Genomic DNA, 18,028 nt, shown 5'->3' on the forward strand with positions numbered 1-18,028 from the left:
TTGAACAGATTCCATTTACCTGTGCGGAGATCCCAAAGCTTAAAATGCCAATTAACCTCTATGAGGCATATAGCTCATGATATTTTGGTGTTTACAGCCTCATCAACTAAATCTTTGAAAATAGCGTAATAGAAAAAAAGGATCAAAAGAAATGGCTGGCACTGTTATCTGTGATTTTCATATCCATTCCCGGTTTTATTACCATTGTCTGCAGTAGAATCGATCAATACCGTGATTTTTCATTCCCCTCAATATTGCTTCTTTATGTATTCATATGTCTTGCCATTGCGTTGCTCGCCGGGTGTCTTGCAAAGTATCTCTTATTCACGCGTATCCTGGAAAACGTGTAAAGGTAAAATGTCCGCAATCGTTAGTATTGGGCATTTCATTGCAATATAGTTTCGCTCAATACCATAAAAATTGCCTGAATAACCGAAACGGATGAATTCTAATACCCGGTTTACAATCTGCGATTAAAAGTAACTTGCTTTCAACGGCACACTTCCAGATGATGCGGAAAGCCATGACTTGCGGAAACGACCTGCAGGCCGGCATTCTGCATCTTTTTCAAATAGGAAAGCTGTTCTTTGGTAATGACTTCCCCCGGCACAAGAATGGGAATGCCAGGCGGATAGGCAAAGACGGCTTCTCTTGCAATTCTGCCAATGGCTTTGTCTGGCTCTGCATTTTCAGCCTCTTTTTCCATAGCCTGCGATGGTGATAGTGTACCGGTAGTAATGGTATCTGGCAGTGAGATTGGATTCTGGTGATCTTCCTGTGCTTTCAGTTCTGCATCAATTTCCAGCAGTGCTTTTTCCAGCCGGTGGAATCCTTCTCTGGTATCGGCAACACTTGTCATGGCAAGTACGGCATCCATGCGGGTGTATTCTGTTTCCAGATGATACGTTTCCCGCAGTATCTTTGAAAGCGCTGGCCCGGTGATACTGGTGCCCTTTGTACTGATCAGGATCTTGCCAGGATCAAAGTCATAGAATCCAGGATGATTTTCTTTTGCATCGCTGCCATGGCAGAGGATATGCAGGTGCTGCAGACTTTTCATTTCCTGATCAAAACCGGTTAATCTTTGCCAGTATGCATCAAACAATTCTCTGCCATGGTCCTTCATCAGATGAATGCACTGATCACAGCTGCATACCAGTATATAGCTTGGTGAGCTGGTCTCTTCCACCGCAATCATTCTTCTGATCGTATTGGGATCCATTCTGTCTGAGCACACATGTAATATGGCAGTCTGTGTTAAGCAGGGAAGCGTTTTATGCAGACTCTGCACAACGACATCCGCCCCTGTTTCAATGGCACTCTTTGGGAATCTGTGATCTAAGGCAAGATGGGCGCCATGGGCTTCATCAATCAACAGTCTTGCCCTGTGTCTGTGGACAATGTCAGCGATCCCGCTGATATCTGACAATACACCTTCATAGGTTGGCGATACCAGGATGACAAGAGCAATGTCAGAATGTTCCTGGAAGGCCTGCTGGATCTGCTCTGGCTGGATGGAGGCACAGATGCCATCCCTGTCCATTTTGGGCCAGAGATAAATGGGATCTAATTGTGCAAGGGCAATGGCATTGTAGATTGAGATGTGGCAGTTTCTTGCCACAAGTACTTTCTGATGCGGCTTTGAAAGAGCAAGTACAGACGCGATCAAAGCACCAGTAGAGCCATTGACCGTATAAAAAGAGTATCTGCTGTGAAACAGCTCTGCGGCCAGCTTCTCGGAATCTTGAATCCATCCTGCTTTGTCATCTGGATTGTGCAGATCATCGAGATCTGTGATTTCAGTAGAATCAAACATGTACGGATTCATCATGCGTATCAGCTCTGTATTGCGCTTATGCCCGGGCATATGAAACGGATACATATCTCCTTTGGCATAACGTATGTAATTGTCATAGAGTGTCATGGGTGCCTCCTTTTGGTGCAGGTTTGTTTGGATCGTGTACAATAACACAGGAATTGAGGTGGAACATGTTACTGTCTTTGGAAAATGCCAGTTTTAAATATAATACCGAACCGATTCTGGATCATGTGAACTTTGTTGTCAATGACCGTGACAAATGGGGTGTGGTTGGCAGAAACGGTGCCGGCAAGAGTACGTTTCTTGCCGTGATGGCTCAGAAGCAGAAGCTGGATACGGGTGAGATCACAGCAAAGAAGGATCTGGTGATTTCCTACTGCCCGCAGGCAAGTGAGTTTCCTTCAGGCAGAACAATCTTTCAGACGGTCCAGGATGCATTGAAAGAGAAGGTGGAGGATTACCAGATTCAGTCCATTCTGAATAAGCTTGGTCTGACAGATTATGATGCCATGACAGATGTATTGTCAGGCGGTCAGAAGAAGCGCCTTGCGCTGGCCATTGCTTTGATCAGGAAGGCAGATCTCTATCTTCTGGATGAGCCGACCAACCATCTTGATCAGCAGATGATTCTCTGGCTGGAGAAGTATCTGATGAAATCGGACAAAGCCGTGGTACTGGTCACCCATGACCGCTATTTCCTTGCCAGGATTACCAATCACATTGTTGAAGTAGACAGGGGACATCTCTACTGCTATACAGGGGATTATGCGGATTATCTGGAACAGCGTGAAATCCGCAGGGAACAGGCCGAAGCTTCCCGGGCCAAGCGGGAAAACTACCTGCGCCATGAAATTGCATGGATCCGTGCCGGAGCCCAGGCAAGAAGCACAAAACAGAAGAGCAGAATCCAGCGGTATGAAAAGATTGCCGCGATCAAAGATCCTGCTCAGGAACAGACACTGCAGTTACAGGCTGGTGTTACCCGTCTTGGCGGCAATACAATCCTGCTGGAGGATGTTTCAAAGGCATATGGAGATCATGTGCTGTTCTGTCATTTCAGCTATGAAGTGCAGCATCATGACCGCATTGGCATCATTGGTCCCAATGGGTGCGGCAAAAGCACACTGTTAAAGGTCATTGTCGGCCAGATCAGACCGGATACAGGTACGGTGCGCATTGGTGAAACGGTGAAGATCGGCTATTTTGCCCAGCACAATGAAGTGTTCAAAGAGGATGAACGGGTCATGGACTATTTGGAATCCTTCGGCCATACGATCACAACCGCAGATCATGAAACCATTACAGCCAGCCAGATGCTGGAAAGATTCCTGTTTCCTAAAGAAAAGCAGTATCAGCCGATCAAAAAGTGCTCTGGCGGTGAGAAGAGAAGACTGTATCTCTGCAGTATCCTGATGCAGTCTCCGAATATTCTGATTCTGGATGAACCGACGAATGACCTCGATACCGATACGCTGACCATCCTGGAAAGCTTTCTGCAGGATTTCCCGGGTGCGGTATTAGCTGTATCGCATGACCGTTATTTCCTGGATCGGATTGCAGAAAGACTGTTTGTTTTTAACAATGGCACGATTGAAATCCATCAGGAAAGCTATTCTGATTATCTGGATGCACAGGCGGCGGAAAAGAGTGAAGAGAAAGAAAAGAATAAGGAAGTGCGAAAGGTTAGTGCACCCAAGCCGTCCAACCGTCTGAGCTATATGGAAAAGAAAGAGCTGGAGAAGCTGGAAAAAGAGATTCCAGGTGCAGAGCAGAACGTCAGGGATCTGGAAGAGCAGCTGAACAATGCTACTGACTATCCTGAGATCCAGAAGATCAGTGCCGATCTGGAAACAGCCCGCAGTCAGATGGATGAGATGGAAGAACGGTGGATGGAACTGTCTGAGAAGGCAGAAAACTGAATAAAAAAAACAACAGATGATACGCTCCATTAAAAGCGATGATCTGTTGTATCTTGCTTATCGTGTTTCCCGGATGATCTGGCACAGTTTGTCCACATCTTCTTTTGCTGTGGACCAGCTTGTCGCAAAGCGGATCACAGCATGTGTTTCATCATACTTCTCCATGTAGCTGTAGACTGCTTTCTGGCCTAATGTCTCCAGTTTATCATTTGCAATGACGAAGAAGATCTGGTTGGTTGGGGAGTCGAAGTACAAGCTGTATCCATCTTTGACAAGTTCCTGCTTGATCTGGTCTGCATACTGAACCGCATTTTTACCAATGTGCATGTAGAGATCATCTTTGAACAGCTCATCAAACTGGATGCCGAGCAGCCATCCCTTGGCAAGCAGGGCTCCATCCTGCTTGATGATTGTAAAGAAGTGCGGAATCAGATGGGGATCCGGGATGACAACGGCTTCACCAATGAAGGCACCGCACTTGGTGCCGCCGATGTAGAACACATCACACAGTCTGGCCAGATCAGAAAGTGCTACATCATTTTCCTCTGCGGCCAGGGCATAGGCCAGTCTTGCCCCGTCCACATATAAAGGCAGATGATACCTATGGCATACAGCACTGATCTCTTCCAGTTCCTTTCTGGAATATAGCGTGCCAAACTCGGTCGGCTGGGAGAGATAGACCATGCCCGGCATGACTATGTGATCATGGTTATCATCCTGTTCATATTCCTGCATGCATGCTTCAATCTGAGCTGCGCTGATCTTGCCGCATTTTCCCTGAAGCGGAAGTACCTTATGGCCGGTATGCTCGATGGCACCGGCTTCGTGTACACTGACATGACCGCTGTCTGCCGCAATCACACCTTGATATGGCTTCAGCAGCGCCCCGATGACAACGGCATTGGTCTGGGTGCCGCCGGCAAGAAACTCTACTTCCGCATGCCTGCAGTCACATGCTCGGCGAATATGTTCCTTGGCCTGTGCACAGATTTCATCCGTGCCATATCCTGGCATCGCTTTCTCGTTCGAGGCTGCCATAGCCGCAAGAATGGCGGGATGGGCACTGTTTTGATAATCAGAAGCCATCATGATCTTCTCGTTTCTTTCCATAGGAGATCTCCTTTTTCCTGTAAACAGTTACATAGTAGTATTCTTGCCGCCGTCACACAAGCATCTTTGCGGCAGGAGGAGAGATGCAATCATATCTGGCGTTTTTGAGTGCCCAGACGCAAAATGAAAGCAGATAAAGGAGATAATAGTATGTATCGCTTGATTGCATGTGATCTGGATGAGACATTGTTACGGAAAGACAAGACGGTTTCAATGGGAAACCGGAAGGCCATTGCGGATTTTGAGGCTGCCGGCGGCATCTTTGTGTGTGCAACCGGCCGGCCGTTCTGGACGGCGGAAGGCACACTGAAAGAGATCGGCCAGTACAGGCGGTCTGGCTCTTATGTAATCTCGTTCAATGGCGGTGCCATTACCCGCAATGAAGATGACAGGCTGCTCTTTTTTGCAGGAATCAGCTGGGACCAGGCAAATGGTCTGTTTACCAAAGGAAAGCAGTACAATGTCTGCCAGCATATCTATACTCTGGATACGGTATGGGCATACAACATGAATCCTGGTGAAGTGGATTATCTGAATGGCAGACAGGCATTTACCGAGTTTGATCATGATGACTTGTCTTTTCTGAAAGGGCAGGACATCGTCAAGTGCCTGTATGAAAACACAGATACTGACTATCTGCACAGGATTGCCAAAGAACTGGAACCCATGACAGCAGACATGGATGTCAGCTATTCCTCCAACCGCTATCTGGAATTCAATAAGAAAGGCGTCAATAAAGGCACCGGCCTTCAGCACCTTGCCAGCATTCTGGACATAGATATCAAGGACACCATTGCCATCGGTGATAATTACAATGATCTGAGCATGATCCAGGATGCCGGTCTTGGTGTGGGTGTTGCCAACACGGTGGAAGAAATGAAACCATTGTGCGATGTCATTACGGAACATACCTGTGAGCAGGATGGCGTGGCGGAAGTGATCTACAAGTATGCACTGAAGAAGTGATCATAGCAAAAAAGGGCAGAGCCCTTTTTCTTATGCCTTCCAGATCATCTTCAATAATGTGACAGGCTTAATCTTCTGACCATACATCAAGACACCGGTACGGTAGATCTTGGCGGACAGTTTGCCAACCAGGAAGACCGAGATGATCAGGATGCCGATGGAGATCATGATTTCCCATGCAGGTACCGTGGTCATGGCAATTCTTGTGAACATGACCATTGGTGAGGTGAACGGGATGTACGAACATACCTTGATGAAGGTGTTGTCGAGGTTGCCGGATGACATGGAGAACATGGCAATCATGAAGCAGATGACTAGGATCATGGTGATTGGCGTGATGGCTGTGCCAAGGTCTTCGATGCGGGATACGGTGGAACCGATGGCGCCGAACAGAAAGGCATAGATCAGCAGTCCCAGCAGGAAGAAGATGATCATATAGCCAAGCAGTGATCCGGGAATGTTGAAGATGGATGAAAGCAGAGGACTGCCTGCCCAGACGGACCTGTTCAGCTTTGCAAAGAGAATAGCAGAACCGAAGATGACGGTGATCTGGAAGATACCGGCAATACATGCTGAGATGACTTTGCCAAACATCAGTGAAGTCGGCGAAGCACTGGAGATCAGTAATTCCATTGCGCGGGAATCTTTTTCGGCCGCTACTCTTGAGGCAACCATCTGTCCATACATGGCAATGACGGTATACAGTGCCATGACCATGATATAGGCATAGATGAAGGAAGTGGACATGTCTGCACCAAGATTGACAATATCATGAGAGGCACTCAATGACAGGATCGCACCTGCCTTGGCAGCAGACACATTCTCTTCTTCCAGTGCTTTCTGCTGCAGGGCAGTCGTGAAGATGCCGTCGAATGCTTCTGTATTGGCATCATACATGGACTGGTCCTTGACATAGTAGGTATACCGGGAAAAGTCAGCCGCATTGATCATGACAGCGCCATCCAGCTCTTCATCTTTGACTTGTTTCTGCAGCGTGTCCGCATCATCTGTGACAAACTGTACATCATCGGTCGGCAGTGCTTTTGTGATCGCAGACTGGATCGCAGTGACATCCGTCTGATTCATCGTATCCCAGTCAGCACTGACGGCAATCGTATTATTGCTTAAGGAAGAAGGTGTCAGGATGGTCTTGATGAGCTTTGGCACAAACATGATCAATGCCATGATGATCACCGCAATGATGGTCACAGCTTTGAATGCCTTGGAGGAAAAGATTTCTTTCAGCTCAAAGCGCAGAATGATTCCAAACTGTTTCATGCCTTGGCCTCCTTTCCAGCATAGTCCACAAAGATATCTGCCAGTGTCGGCATCATGATGCGCATCTCATCCAGATCATAGCTTTCACTCAGTTCCTGCATCAAAGCATGCTTGTCAGCTTCCTGTTCCATCGTGATGACGGCACCATCTGTCTCAAACGGCTGTGCGTCATACTTCTCAATAATCTCGCTGATATTCTGACTGCGCACAAGCAGCCTGTTCTGCGGATAGGAAGCACGGATATCACGCAGAGATCCGGCAAGTACAATCTTTCCATCCCGCAGGATGGCAATGTCATTGCAGAACTCTTCAATATAATTCATCTGATGGCCGGAGAATAACACAATCTTTCCACGGGCAATCTCTTCCCGCACAGCATCTTCCAGCACCCGGGCATTGACCGGATCCAGACCCGAGAACGGCTCATCCAGAATAACAATGTCCGGATCATGAACCAGTGCGGTAATCAAGGCCGTCTTCTGCTGGTTGCCCTTGGAAAGGGTATCCAGCTTCTTATTTGCATATGCATCCAGGCCAAACTTTTTCAGCCATGCCATACACTGCGCCTTTGCATCAGAATATGCCATGCCCTTCAGCTGTGCAAAATAAATTAGCTGATCCAGAATCTTCTTCTTTGGATAGAGCCCCTTTTCCTCCGGCAGATAGCCAAACCTGATTTTTGTTCGATCAATCGGCTTTCCATCCAGCAGAATCTCACCGCCATCCGCGGGGAAAAGATCCAGCAGGATACGGATTGTTGTCGTCTTGCCGGCACCATTGCGGCCAAGCAGTCCTAAAGCACTGCCGCTTTCTGCCTGCAGACACAGATCCTTCAGTACCTGTTTGCCGGTAAAGGACTTCTGCAAATGTGATATGGTCAGTTTCATCAGACAATCTCCTGTAAGTGTCTATATTATACAGGAGATGACACAGTCTATTGATTAAGAATGCGTAAAGGTATGGTAAAGAAAAAGAAAACAAGCTCAGCGCTTGTCTTCCAGGTATGCCTGCATGATCAGATTTGCCATGTAGATCAGCGAATATGGATGGCTGGCCTTGTCCAGGCGGGATGGATACGGCACAAATAAACTTGTCAGATTTGGATACATGTTTTTCCCGCCGCTGATCATGATCACCGGGGCATGGATGTGCAGATTTTTTGTCTCATTGATGTCAAAGTAGCTGCCGGTATAGCTGAACAGAATGATCAGTTCATCTTTTCCTGCTGCTTTGATGCATGCCATCTGCTGGGTATGGGAAAACAGAGTCGCTGCATCCTTACCCGCAAGGCAGAGATCATCCGCAAGACAGATCGCGGCTGCCTCCGCTTTCATCAAGCCAAACACCCAGATTTTCTGATAGCGGGCAATGGCCTTTGCACACTGCTTCACTGCCTGCATGTTTACAGTACTGGCCAGCCTGATGCCGGCTGCAATCTCTTCCTCTAACACAATTCTGGCATCCTGATCCACCTTTTTCACAGGCTCCGGCTTGTCCAACCCTTCTTTGAGCATGTCCCGCAGAGAGGAAAAGTCTTCAAAGCCAATATCTTTGACAAAGCGGGAAACAGATGCGATGCCGACATGGGCACCATCCGCAACTGCCCTGATGGAAAGCTGGTCAGGATCTGACTGGTGCAGCAGCCAGCGGGCAATCGCCGCATTGGCGGAATCCGGCTTTTCACTGGCAATTTCATTCAGCAGAATAACAGCTGGCTTTCCATAGATCATGACAATTTCCTCCTGCTTTCATCTTACCTTCACAAGGTCTGTTCAGCACATGGAATATGAATGTTTTCCACAATCTGGAAATATCGCATGATCTGTGTTTTGATGCATATTCTTACATGTGCAGCAGGGAGGCAAAGAGGAAATGAAGAAAACAGTTTTGATATTACCCGATGGATGTGAAGAAGGAGAAGCACTGACAATTGCGGATGTGCTGCGCAGGGCAGAGATTGACTGTAAAATGTGTGCGCTTGAAAACAGAGAAGTTACCGGTGCATGGGGCAATGTGATCAAAGCAGATCGGGTGTTAAGCAGAGCGGATGAAGCGGCGGATATGATCATTCTGCCTGGTGGATACAAGGGTGCAGAGAATATGTGTGCAGACAGGCAGCTGCAGGAAATGCTGCAGCAGATGAACAGAGAAGGGAAGATCATTGCAGCAATCTGTGCGGCACCGTTGGCTCTTGAGAAGGCAGGGGTTCTGAAGGGCCATTGCTATACGAGCTATCCCGGGATCAGGGACAGGCTGACGGATGGAACATGGCGTGATGAACTGGTTGTCAGTGATGGCAATCTGATTACTTCACAGGGGCCGGCTCTGGCATGGCGGTTTGCCTATGCGCTGGTACAGGCACTGGGAACTGATCCAGAGGCAGTGAAACAGAGAATGGTGTATGACAAGGCATTTGATGAGAAAGGAGAGCAGGCATGAAGAAGGCAGCGGTATTGATGATGGAAGGCTTTGAAGAAAGTGAAACTGTACAGATTGTGGATCTGCTGCGCCGGGCTGGTGTGACTGTTGCAAAGTTCTGCTTTCATGAGGATCTCTGGGTGCATTCCATGCAGGGAATGGATATCAGGGCAGATGAACCATTTGATGCTGAAAAGGCAAAGGACTGTGACATCATCATTGTGCCTGGCGGCAGGACATCCTGGACGAAACTGATGGAAAACAGTGAGGTTATGGATACTCTGTGCTGGTTCAATGATCACAATAAGCTGATTGGGGCAATGTGTTCCGGGACAAAGGTTGTCCATGCGGCAGGTGTCATGAAAGGAAAGACCGTTACCGGCTATACCGGCTATGACAAAGTTCTGACAGATGGAAACTTTGTGGATGCCCCGGCAGTATGGGATCACAACCTTGTTACCTCACAAGGGCCGGCAACGCCATATCCCTTTGCCTTCAGGATCATGGAGGCACTAGGCATTGATCCTTCCCCTTTGAAGCAGCGCCTTTTGTATCACAAAGCAGGCGGCAGATAAATAAAAGAACCCGGCATGACTGCTGCCGGGGTGCGAATGTAAAAATCTTTGACAGTCTGTTCTTCTGCAATGCCGGAAAACCATGATGAATACAGGTGATCTGGCTTTTTCTGATAGAAGAAAAGTGTAGTATGTGAAAGTCAGGATGAAAAAGATTGCAGAGAGCAGAACAAAAGAAGAAATGGCGGTCTCAAACAGAGTTCTGCTATAGGCAGGCAGAATATTTCAGCTTATCATTAGTGTAATAAGGAGATGGAAGCGATGGAATTTGATCTGCAGAAAAGACAGTGTTACTGGTTCAATGAGATTGCAAAGATTCCGCATGGTTCCCGCAATGAAAGAGAGATTTCTGACTTTGTGGTGCAGTTTGCCAGAGATCATGGATTTCCATGGCATCAGGACAAAGCATACAATGTCACAATTGACAAGCCTGCCAGCAAGGGGTATGAAAATGCATCTGTGCTGATTCTGCAGGCGCATATGGACATGGTATGTGAAAAGACAGCTGACAGTGATCATGACTTTACCAAGGATCCGCTGGATCTGTATGTGGATGGCGATTTGTTAAAAGCAAAAGGTACCACCCTTGGTGCAGATGATGGCATGGGTGTGGCCTATATGCTTGCTATTCTGGAGGATGACAGTCTTGCCCATCCGCCGCTGGAATGTATCTTTACAACGATGGAGGAAATTGGTCTGCTGGGAGCGGAAAAGCTTCATAAAGAAGATCTGCACGGGCATCGGCTGATCAGTCTGGATGGCGGTGGGGAAGTGGTTACGGCTGCTTCCTCTGCCGGCGGCTGTGATGTGAATCTTGACTATGACATGCATATGGCAGAAAACAGTGATCCTGGTTATGTTCTGCATGTATATGGCCTGCAGGGTGGTCATTCCGGTGGTGAAATTCACAAAGAGCGCGGCAATGCCAATATCCTTGCCGCAAGAATATTGGAAGAAGCACAGTGCAATGGCATCAGGGTGAATCTTGTATCACTGGAAGGCGGCAGTAAGGATAATGCCATTACCCGAGAGGCAGAATATATCTTTACAACACCTGCAGATGTATCCTGCCTGCAGGCATCTGTGGAAAAAAGTGCAGCAGCGATCAGGGAAGAGTTACGCATCAGTGATCCTGGCTTTATGGTTGATTGTAAGCCGGATTCAAAGCCTTTGCAGCACGCAGATGACGACTCTTCTGCAGCCCTGCTGGATATGATCTATCTGATGCCGGATGGCTTCCAGCATCGTTCTCTGGCCATTGAAGGGCTGACCCTGACATCATTGAATCTTGGTATTGTTCATACGGACGGAAACAAGGTACACATGCAGACACTGATCCGCTCGGCCCTGGAAAGCGGGGTGGATAACCTGATTGGCATTCTGCAAAGATTATCAGAGCGGCTTGGCATCAGAATGGAAGTTTCTGCAAGGTATCCTGGATGGAATTATGCTGAAGTCAGCCCGATGCGGGAAAAGTATGCCAAAGTGGCAGCTGCCCATGGCAGAAAGCTGGAAGTCATAGCGGGACATGGCGGCCTGGAGTGCGGTATTTTCAAGGGACTGGATCCGGAAATGGATATCATTACGTTTGGGCCGATCGCACATGGTGCCCATACACCGGATGAGGAACTTGACCTGGCATCCTTTGACAGAGCATATGAAATGCTGAAAGAGATCATTGCCCTTTGCAAGGACTGATATGGCCAGAGAATATTCGTTTACTGCCATCCTGCATGAGATTCCTGACAAGGGCGGTGCCTACATCATCTTCCCCTATGATATTCGCAAGGAGTTTGGCAAAGGCAGAGTCAGAGTCCACGCTTCATTTGACGGCATCCCCTATGATGGCAGTATCGTCAATATGGGCGTCAAGGATGAACATGGCAAGATCTGCTACATCATCGGTGTGCTGAAATCCATCCGGAAACAGTTAGGCAAAAAGGATGGTGACAGCATACAGGTAAAGATTACGGCATAGTAAAAAGCGCAGGAGCTTAACCGCTTCTGCTTTTTTAACATGCTAGAATGTTCCAGACATATTTTCTATGCCCCATTCACACAGACTATAGACCACTTTCTTCAGTGTCTTTCCGCGCTCTGTCAGGGAATACTCCGGCTTTGGCGGCACCACCGGATATACTTCGCGGTGAATCAGTATGAAAGCAATTCGCTGCATCCTGCCGATCATGTGATTCCCTTCTGCCAGGCCCATGACATTGTCGTTCAGGCATGGGGACCACTAGGCCAGGGACAGGGCGGTCTGTTCACAAATCCCATCGTGACACAGATCAGTGGAAAACATCACAAAACACCTGCCCAGATCATCCTGCGCTTCAGCCTGCAGAAAGGCATTGGCATCATTTCAAAATCCGTTCATCTGGAACGCACGAAACAGAATCTTGATTTAGTTGCGGCGCATACCCCGTTTATAGCAACACATGTCGTTTAGGCGGGGCTAGCCGCATTTCTTCTTCCTGCATGACGGTGATATCCTTCATTATCACGCTTTCCCTGTTCCTGAATATAAATTCTTATTGCTTCTTCTGTAGCATCGGATACGGTACTCAGGAAGTAGCTGTCAGACCAGAATGGATCATTCCAATCATATTTTTCCAATGCAGACGAAAACTCTTTTCGCAGCAGACGGGAAGTAACGGTTTTATAATTATTCACCAATTTAGAAAGCTGCGTCTGCGGAGATGCTTCAAAAAGAAGATTCACATGATCTTTATCTGTGTTAATTTCCAGAATCTGGCATTTCCAATCGTCTTCTATCACTTTGTGGCTGATCTGGATCAGCCGATTCGAGAGTTCTCCTGTGAGCACTGGATGCCTGTATTTTGTAACGACAACTAAATTGTACTGAAGCTTGTAGATTGCGTGCCTGTTCTTATGATATTCAGTGTAATAGTCCATATTAATGACTCCTTCTGCATAATATTACCGCTAAATATGTTGTACTGTACATAGAAGGAAATAAACCATGCAGGTTGTTGGCAGCTATGGTGTGCGTATTCGGGATGACTATGATGCACTGAAAAGAACAGCAGATCTCTTTTCGAATGCCATTGCCGATCTTGTCCGCCCTGCACTTGAAAATTGGAAAACCTTTGTGAAGAAAATACCTCGCAAAGGCGTCAGAGAATGCTTGAATGCATGATTCATTCTTCTGATGGGTTCTCTTCATCCGACTCCTTCGATCAGAGGTTCCCAAAATTTCCATCCTATTATCGCAGAGCTGCTATTACACAGGCACTTGGCGTCGTTTCTGCTTATCAGTTAGCACTGAAGAACTGGAAGGAAAACGGCCGCAAAGGAGAAGTGCCAAAGCTGGATTCTTGCAGTCATCGGATGCCGGCATTGTATCGCGGCAACACATACAAGCCGGTAATAGACAAAGAAACCGGCGAAGTGCTGCCTTATGCAGCAAAGATCAAGGTGTTCCGCAATAACGACTGGGTATGGGATACCGTTCGCCTATCTAAGACAGATGTTGACTACCTTGGCAAAAGAGGCAGAAACGGAGAAATTTCTGCTCCTGTGTTGGAAAAGAAGCACGGCTGCTGGAATCTGAGATTTGTGGTAACGGAAACTATAGAATTATCCGCAAAGCCTGTATCGGAGCAGAAAATCTGTGCTGTTGACCTTGGCGTAAATACAGATGCAACATGCAGTGTCATGGACTCTAAGGGTACTGTCCTGGCGCGTAAGTTCATTATGCGCGGAAGAGAAAAAGACTCTGTGAACAATGCCCTGCATCGGGTATCTGTATTCCAGTCTCTGCATGGATCACATGATTCCGGACGGCTTTGGAATATTGCAAAACGAAGAAATGCGAATCTTGTACATCAGATCGCGCGGGAGATTGTCAACTTTGCTATTGCGTATGAATGTGATGTCATTGTCATGGAGCATCTGGATACAAAAGGCAAAAAACGTGGCAGTAAGAAGCAGAAGCTTGCCATGTGGAAGCACGCTGACATTCAGAAAACCGTAGAAAGTCTTGCCCATCATTATGGGATTCGTATTTCCCATGTCAATGCGTGGGGTACAAGCCGCCTTGCATATGACGGAAGCGGGCGTGTCAGGCGAGGGAGAGAAGTATCAAAAGATACGCCATATGACGTCTGTGTATTCAAAAGCGGGAAGATCTACAATTGCGACCTTTCCGCCAGCTACAACATCGGAGCCCGTTATTTTATCCGCGGGGTGTTTATGGAATCACCCAATCTTATGACAAAAGTCTCTGGGATTGGGAGTGGAACCCAAAGGACGTTGGCTGACCTATGGAAGATCAACAGGGTCTTGTACCCTCTGCTTCCTGCGACAGTCTGACGATCCCGACATAAGTCTGCGAAACGTTAGTACAGATGGGCACATAAGCTTCGGCTTGTGTGCTGTGCTGTTACCGTATCGTTTGTGTAGACGTAAGTCTGAGGGAACACAAGCCCTCAGAAGCCCCGTCTATAGTGCGTCAGCACTTAGGCGGGGAGGTTCACATCCTGGATTTCTCGCTGTCTGAGACAGAAATGAAGCAGATTTCATCGCTGCAGACTAAGGATGCAAGCTTCCTGCATTCGCCTGACTTTGTTCAGATGCTTTGCAGCAAGTGGCATGCCGCCAGATAACGCCGAAGAACTGTTATCCCTGCACTGCAGAGATGGCAGTTTTTTACGTCTTGGCTGGACATTGCGTCTGGAAGCATCACGGGCTATGATGGTCATACAAGCATCAACAAGGAGAAAGATCATATGGAAGAAGATATCAGAAAGACTGTTGAGAATGTCAGAACATGCAGGCAGAATGTGCTGCCGGCACATTCAGATCATGTGTGGTACCGAAGTGAAGAAGAACTGCAGGCACAGAAGTCATCGTATCGGATGTGCCTCAATGGCATCTGGAAGTGCTGCTATGCAGAAAACTTTGACGGTACACCGGATGGCTTTGAACAGTGTGACTTTGATGTATCAGACTGGGATGAGATTCAGGTTCCTGGTCATATCCAGCTGCAGGGCTATGACAAGCCATCCTACAATAATGTTCAGTATCCATGGGATGGCAGAGAACCGCTGCACATCCTGGAAACACCAGAGAAATACAACCCAGTCATGAGCTATGTCACCTTTTTCACTGTGCCGCAGGCAATGCAGAGCGAAGAAATGCGCATCTCATTTGAAGGTGTGGAATCCGGCATGGCTCTCTGGTGCAATGGCAGCTATGTTGGTTACAGCGAGGATTCCTTTACACCGCATGACTTTCTGCTGAGTCCGTATCTGCATGTCGGCATCAACCGCCTTGCCGTCCAGGTCATCAAGTGGACACCATCCTCCTGGCTGGAGGATCAGGATATGTTCCGCTTCTCCGGGATTTTCCGTGATGTCTGGCTGTACAGCGTTCCCCATGATCACATTGAAGATCTCAAAGTGGAAGGCAGCTGGAACGAGCAGAAAAATATCGGTACGCTTCATACAGAGCTGCAGATATCTCAGCCTTCTGGCTGTACAAGCTGGAAACTGCTGTATCAGGGAAGAGAGATCGCATCCGGGACAGTTGAAAACAAAGAACATGTCAGCTTTGACTGCATCGTGGATCAGCCAAAGCTATGGAGTGCAGAAGCACCCCATCTGTATCAGCTGCTGTTATATACCGGAACAGAATGGATCGTGCAGGAAACAGGTTTCCGTAATATTGAAATCAAGGACAGGCAGATCCTGCTGAATGGAAAACGGGTTGTGTTCAAGGGTGTCAACCGGCATGAGTTTGACTGTGACCATGGCAGAGTGCCAGATCCAAAGCAGATCAGGCAGGATGTGGTTCTCATGAAGCAGAACAACATCAATGCGCTGCGTACTTCCCACTATGCCAATGCACACTGGATTTATGAAGACTGTGACCGGTATGGCATCATGATGATTGCCGAAAACAATCTGGAATCGCATGGTATTTTCGATATGGTTCTGCAGGGTAAGATACCACAGTCTGAGGCACTGCCTGGAGACCGTGAAGAAGTGCTCGATCTGCTATTGGACAGAGTCAACAGCACCTATCAGTGCAATAAGAATCATGTGTCCATCCTGATCTGGTCGGTTGGCAATGAATCCTATGGCGGCAAAGATATCTATGAAATGTCACAGTTGTTCCGCAAGCTGGATCCTCACCGTCCTGTGCACTATGAAGGCATCATGCACGACCGCAGGTACAATGACACATCCGACATGGAATCACAGATGTATACACCAGCTGCCCAATGTGAGCAGTTCCTTCAAAAACATCCTGAAAAGCCGATGATTCTGTGTGAATGTTCCCATTCCATGGGCAACTCTACCGGCGGTCTGCATAAATATATCGAACTTGCCTATCGCAATCCTTTGTTTCAGGGATGTTTTATCTGGGATCTGGCGGACCAGACCATCCGCAGAAAGAATCGCTTTGGACAGGAGTATCAGGCATATGGCGGCGACTTTCTGGAGCGGCCAAATGATGCGGACTTCTCTGCTGATGGCTTACTGACAGGTGAGCACAAACCATATGCCAAGATGCAGGAAGTCAAAGCCGTCTATCAGGACATCACAGCGGTGATCAATAAGGATACGATTCAGATCACAAACCATGCTCTGTTTACCAATACAGATGCGTATGATGCCGAGATTGTGCTGAAACAGGAAGGCATGGTACTGCAGCGGATGCCATTGCACGTATGTGTCAAGCCAGGTGAAACAGCAGAGATTTCCAATCCGATCACAATCCCGGATGCACCGGGTGAATATACAGAAACCATCAGCTGGCAGCTGACGCACGATACGCCATGGAATCCAGAGGGTACAGAAGTCTGCTGGGCACAGGGTGTATTTACAAACAAGATGAAACAGGAGGTGCATGCCGGCAGTCTGAAAGTGATTCATGGTGATTACAACATTGGAGTCATTGGTGATGGCTTTGACTTCCTGTTTGAAAAGAACAAAGGCGGTCTGACATCGTGCCGGACCGGAAACTGTGAATGGCTGGAGGCAGTGCCGCGACTGAACTTCTGGCGGGCACCAACCCAGAATGACAATGGCTATGGCATGCAGCAGAGAATGGGAATGTGGAAACTGGCATCACAATACCAGACAGCCTTCCCAGTGGAAATGTCAGAGGCAGAAAAGCAGGTTTTTGCTGGATATCCAATTGTCAAAGAACAGGACAATTGTGTTTCGATCACATGGAAATACTGGCTGCCTGGTACAGGCGGACAGACAGCAGATCTGACTTATCAGATCTACGGGGATGGCACGGTGCACATGGAGGCAGTCATGGATCCAAAGGAGGGCCTGGCAGACATGCCTGAATTTGGCATTCTGATGAAATGGGATGCGGCCTTCTCACATCTGAAATGGTATGGCCGAGGTCCGGCGGAAACCTATTGTGACCGCAATCATGCAAAGATCGATGTGTATGCCAACGCGGTAAAGGACAATGTGCAGCCCTATATCGTGCCACAGGAAACCGGGAATCATAACGGCACTCGATGGGCCGAAATTTCAGATGAGGAAGGAAACAGAGTCCGCTTGATGTCAATGCAGAAAGACGGCATGGATTTCTCTGCCATTCCGTATACACCTGCACAGTTGGAAGAGGCCAAGCATCCATATGAGCTGCCTGCCAGCAGTTATACCGTTGTGCGCTGCAGCCTGAAACAGATGGGTGTTGGCGGTGATAACAGCTGGGGTGCGCAGCCATTAGAGGAATATCATCTGAAACCAGATCACAGACTGGTCTTTGATATGGCATGGAAAGTGATACCAGCCAGCAGAAAATAGAAGAGGTATCATCTTCCTGCAGTTAAAACAGGATCGTTTCTCTTAAAACAGTAATAAACGATTGCTATCACAATATCGTATTAATGAAGCACCAATGAAGCAGAACGTATCTGATGTGATAGAAGCCTATTATGAATATATGCA

The 18,028-nt window shown here is 47.7% G+C and carries 17 protein-coding genes; 10 read left to right on the forward strand and 7 right to left on the reverse strand.

The genetic code is table 11. The features are described 5' to 3' along the window. Positions 1-490: 490 nt before the first annotated feature. A complete protein-coding gene (locus MOZ60_RS02025; protein WP_370595454.1) occupies positions 491-1,924 on the reverse strand; it encodes an aminotransferase class I/II-fold pyridoxal phosphate-dependent enzyme in 1,434 nt (477 codons plus the stop codon). 65 nt (positions 1,925-1,989) lie between these two features. Between MOZ60_RS02025 and MOZ60_RS02030 the strand changes: the two genes are divergently transcribed. Continuing rightward, entirely contained in the window at positions 1,990-3,738 is a 1,749-nt protein-coding gene (locus MOZ60_RS02030; protein ID WP_370595455.1) for an ABC-F family ATP-binding cassette domain-containing protein, read from the forward strand. Between the two features lie 57 nt (positions 3,739-3,795). On the opposite strand, the gene MOZ60_RS02035 is transcribed toward MOZ60_RS02030, so the two are convergent. Then, positions 3,796-4,848 (reverse strand): threonine aldolase family protein, encoded by a 1,053-nt coding sequence (locus MOZ60_RS02035; protein ID WP_370595456.1) that lies wholly within the window; start codon positions 4,846-4,848, stop codon positions 3,796-3,798. 150 nt (positions 4,849-4,998) lie between these two features. Here MOZ60_RS02035 and MOZ60_RS02040 point away from each other — a divergent pair, with 150 nt between their 5' ends. Then, positions 4,999-5,814: a Cof-type HAD-IIB family hydrolase gene (locus MOZ60_RS02040; protein WP_370595457.1), complete on the forward strand. Its 816-nt coding sequence runs from the start codon at positions 4,999-5,001 to the stop codon at positions 5,812-5,814. A gap of 30 nt (positions 5,815-5,844) precedes the next feature. Here the strand turns inward: MOZ60_RS02040 and MOZ60_RS02045 are convergent, their stop codons facing one another. From MOZ60_RS02045 to MOZ60_RS02055, 3 genes are all read right to left on the reverse strand, one after another. Continuing rightward, entirely contained in the window at positions 5,845-7,092 is a 1,248-nt protein-coding gene (locus MOZ60_RS02045; protein ID WP_370595458.1) for an ABC transporter permease, read from the reverse strand. Further along, positions 7,089-7,979, reverse strand: coding sequence for an ABC transporter ATP-binding protein (locus MOZ60_RS02050; RefSeq protein ID WP_370595459.1), 891 nt, complete (start codon positions 7,977-7,979; stop codon positions 7,089-7,091). The genes MOZ60_RS02045 and MOZ60_RS02050 overlap by 4 nt, the downstream gene beginning before the upstream one ends. A 96-nt stretch (positions 7,980-8,075) precedes the next feature. Beyond that, on the reverse strand, positions 8,076-8,822 hold the full coding sequence (locus MOZ60_RS02055; RefSeq protein WP_370595460.1) for a MurR/RpiR family transcriptional regulator: 747 nt from the start codon (positions 8,820-8,822) through the stop codon (positions 8,076-8,078). A 142-nt stretch (positions 8,823-8,964) separates the two neighbouring features. On the opposite strand from MOZ60_RS02055, the gene MOZ60_RS02060 reads away from it, so the two are divergent. The 4 genes from MOZ60_RS02060 (at position 8,965) to MOZ60_RS02075 (ending at position 12,063) form a co-directional block, all read left to right on the forward strand. Then, positions 8,965-9,531 (forward strand): DJ-1 family glyoxalase III, encoded by a 567-nt coding sequence (locus MOZ60_RS02060; RefSeq protein ID WP_370595461.1) that lies wholly within the window; start codon positions 8,965-8,967, stop codon positions 9,529-9,531. Beyond that, positions 9,528-10,085 carry a DJ-1/PfpI family protein gene (locus tag MOZ60_RS02065; protein ID WP_370595462.1) on the forward strand — a complete coding sequence of 186 codons (558 nt, stop codon included), beginning with the start codon at positions 9,528-9,530 and terminating at the stop codon, positions 10,083-10,085. Before MOZ60_RS02060 ends, MOZ60_RS02065 begins: the two co-directional genes overlap by 4 nt. A 261-nt stretch (positions 10,086-10,346) precedes the next feature. Then, entirely contained in the window at positions 10,347-11,783 is a 1,437-nt protein-coding gene (pepD, locus tag MOZ60_RS02070) for a beta-Ala-His dipeptidase (RefSeq protein WP_370595463.1), read from the forward strand. A gap of 1 nt (position 11,784) precedes the next feature. Then, positions 11,785-12,063 (forward strand): DUF1905 domain-containing protein, encoded by a 279-nt coding sequence (locus MOZ60_RS02075; RefSeq protein ID WP_277635388.1) that lies wholly within the window; start codon positions 11,785-11,787, stop codon positions 12,061-12,063. Positions 12,064-12,105: 42 nt separating this feature from the next. Here the strand turns inward: MOZ60_RS02075 and MOZ60_RS02080 are convergent, their stop codons facing one another. After that, entirely contained in the window at positions 12,106-12,273 is a 168-nt protein-coding gene (locus MOZ60_RS02080) for a winged helix-turn-helix transcriptional regulator (RefSeq protein ID WP_445972106.1), read from the reverse strand. Between MOZ60_RS02080 and MOZ60_RS02085 the strand changes: the two genes are divergently transcribed. Then, positions 12,193-12,534: an aldo/keto reductase gene (locus tag MOZ60_RS02085; RefSeq protein WP_445972107.1), complete on the forward strand. Its 342-nt coding sequence runs from the start codon at positions 12,193-12,195 to the stop codon at positions 12,532-12,534. The two genes, MOZ60_RS02080 and MOZ60_RS02085, sit on opposite strands and share 81 nt — an antisense overlap. On the opposite strand, the gene tnpA is transcribed toward MOZ60_RS02085, so the two are convergent. Beyond that, positions 12,531-13,001 carry an IS200/IS605 family transposase gene (gene tnpA / locus MOZ60_RS02090; protein WP_370595465.1) on the reverse strand — a complete coding sequence of 157 codons (471 nt, stop codon included), beginning with the start codon at positions 12,999-13,001 and terminating at the stop codon, positions 12,531-12,533. The genes MOZ60_RS02085 and tnpA overlap by 4 nt on opposite strands. A gap of 67 nt (positions 13,002-13,068) precedes the next feature. Here tnpA and MOZ60_RS02095 point away from each other — a divergent pair, with 67 nt between their 5' ends. The 3 genes from MOZ60_RS02095 (at position 13,069) to lacZ (ending at position 17,884) form a co-directional block, all read left to right on the forward strand. After that, the gene (locus MOZ60_RS02095) at positions 13,069-13,245 is read left to right on the forward strand and encodes a hypothetical protein (RefSeq protein WP_370595466.1); all 177 of its coding nucleotides are present in this window, start codon (positions 13,069-13,071) and stop codon (positions 13,243-13,245) included. After that, positions 13,242-14,420 (forward strand): IS200/IS605 family accessory protein TnpB-related protein, encoded by a 1,179-nt coding sequence (locus MOZ60_RS02100; protein WP_370595467.1) that lies wholly within the window; start codon positions 13,242-13,244, stop codon positions 14,418-14,420. Before MOZ60_RS02095 ends, MOZ60_RS02100 begins: the two co-directional genes overlap by 4 nt. A 416-nt stretch (positions 14,421-14,836) precedes the next feature. Beyond that, complete coding sequence (gene lacZ, locus MOZ60_RS02105; protein ID WP_370595468.1) at positions 14,837-17,884, forward strand: beta-galactosidase, LacZ type; 3,048 nt, start codon at positions 14,837-14,839, stop codon at positions 17,882-17,884. Positions 17,885-18,028 lie beyond the last annotated feature (144 nt).

This window comes from Grylomicrobium aquisgranense (genome assembly GCF_033971865.1).
Classification (GTDB): domain Bacteria; phylum Bacillota_I; class Bacilli_A; order Erysipelotrichales; family Erysipelotrichaceae; genus Bulleidia; species Bulleidia massiliensis.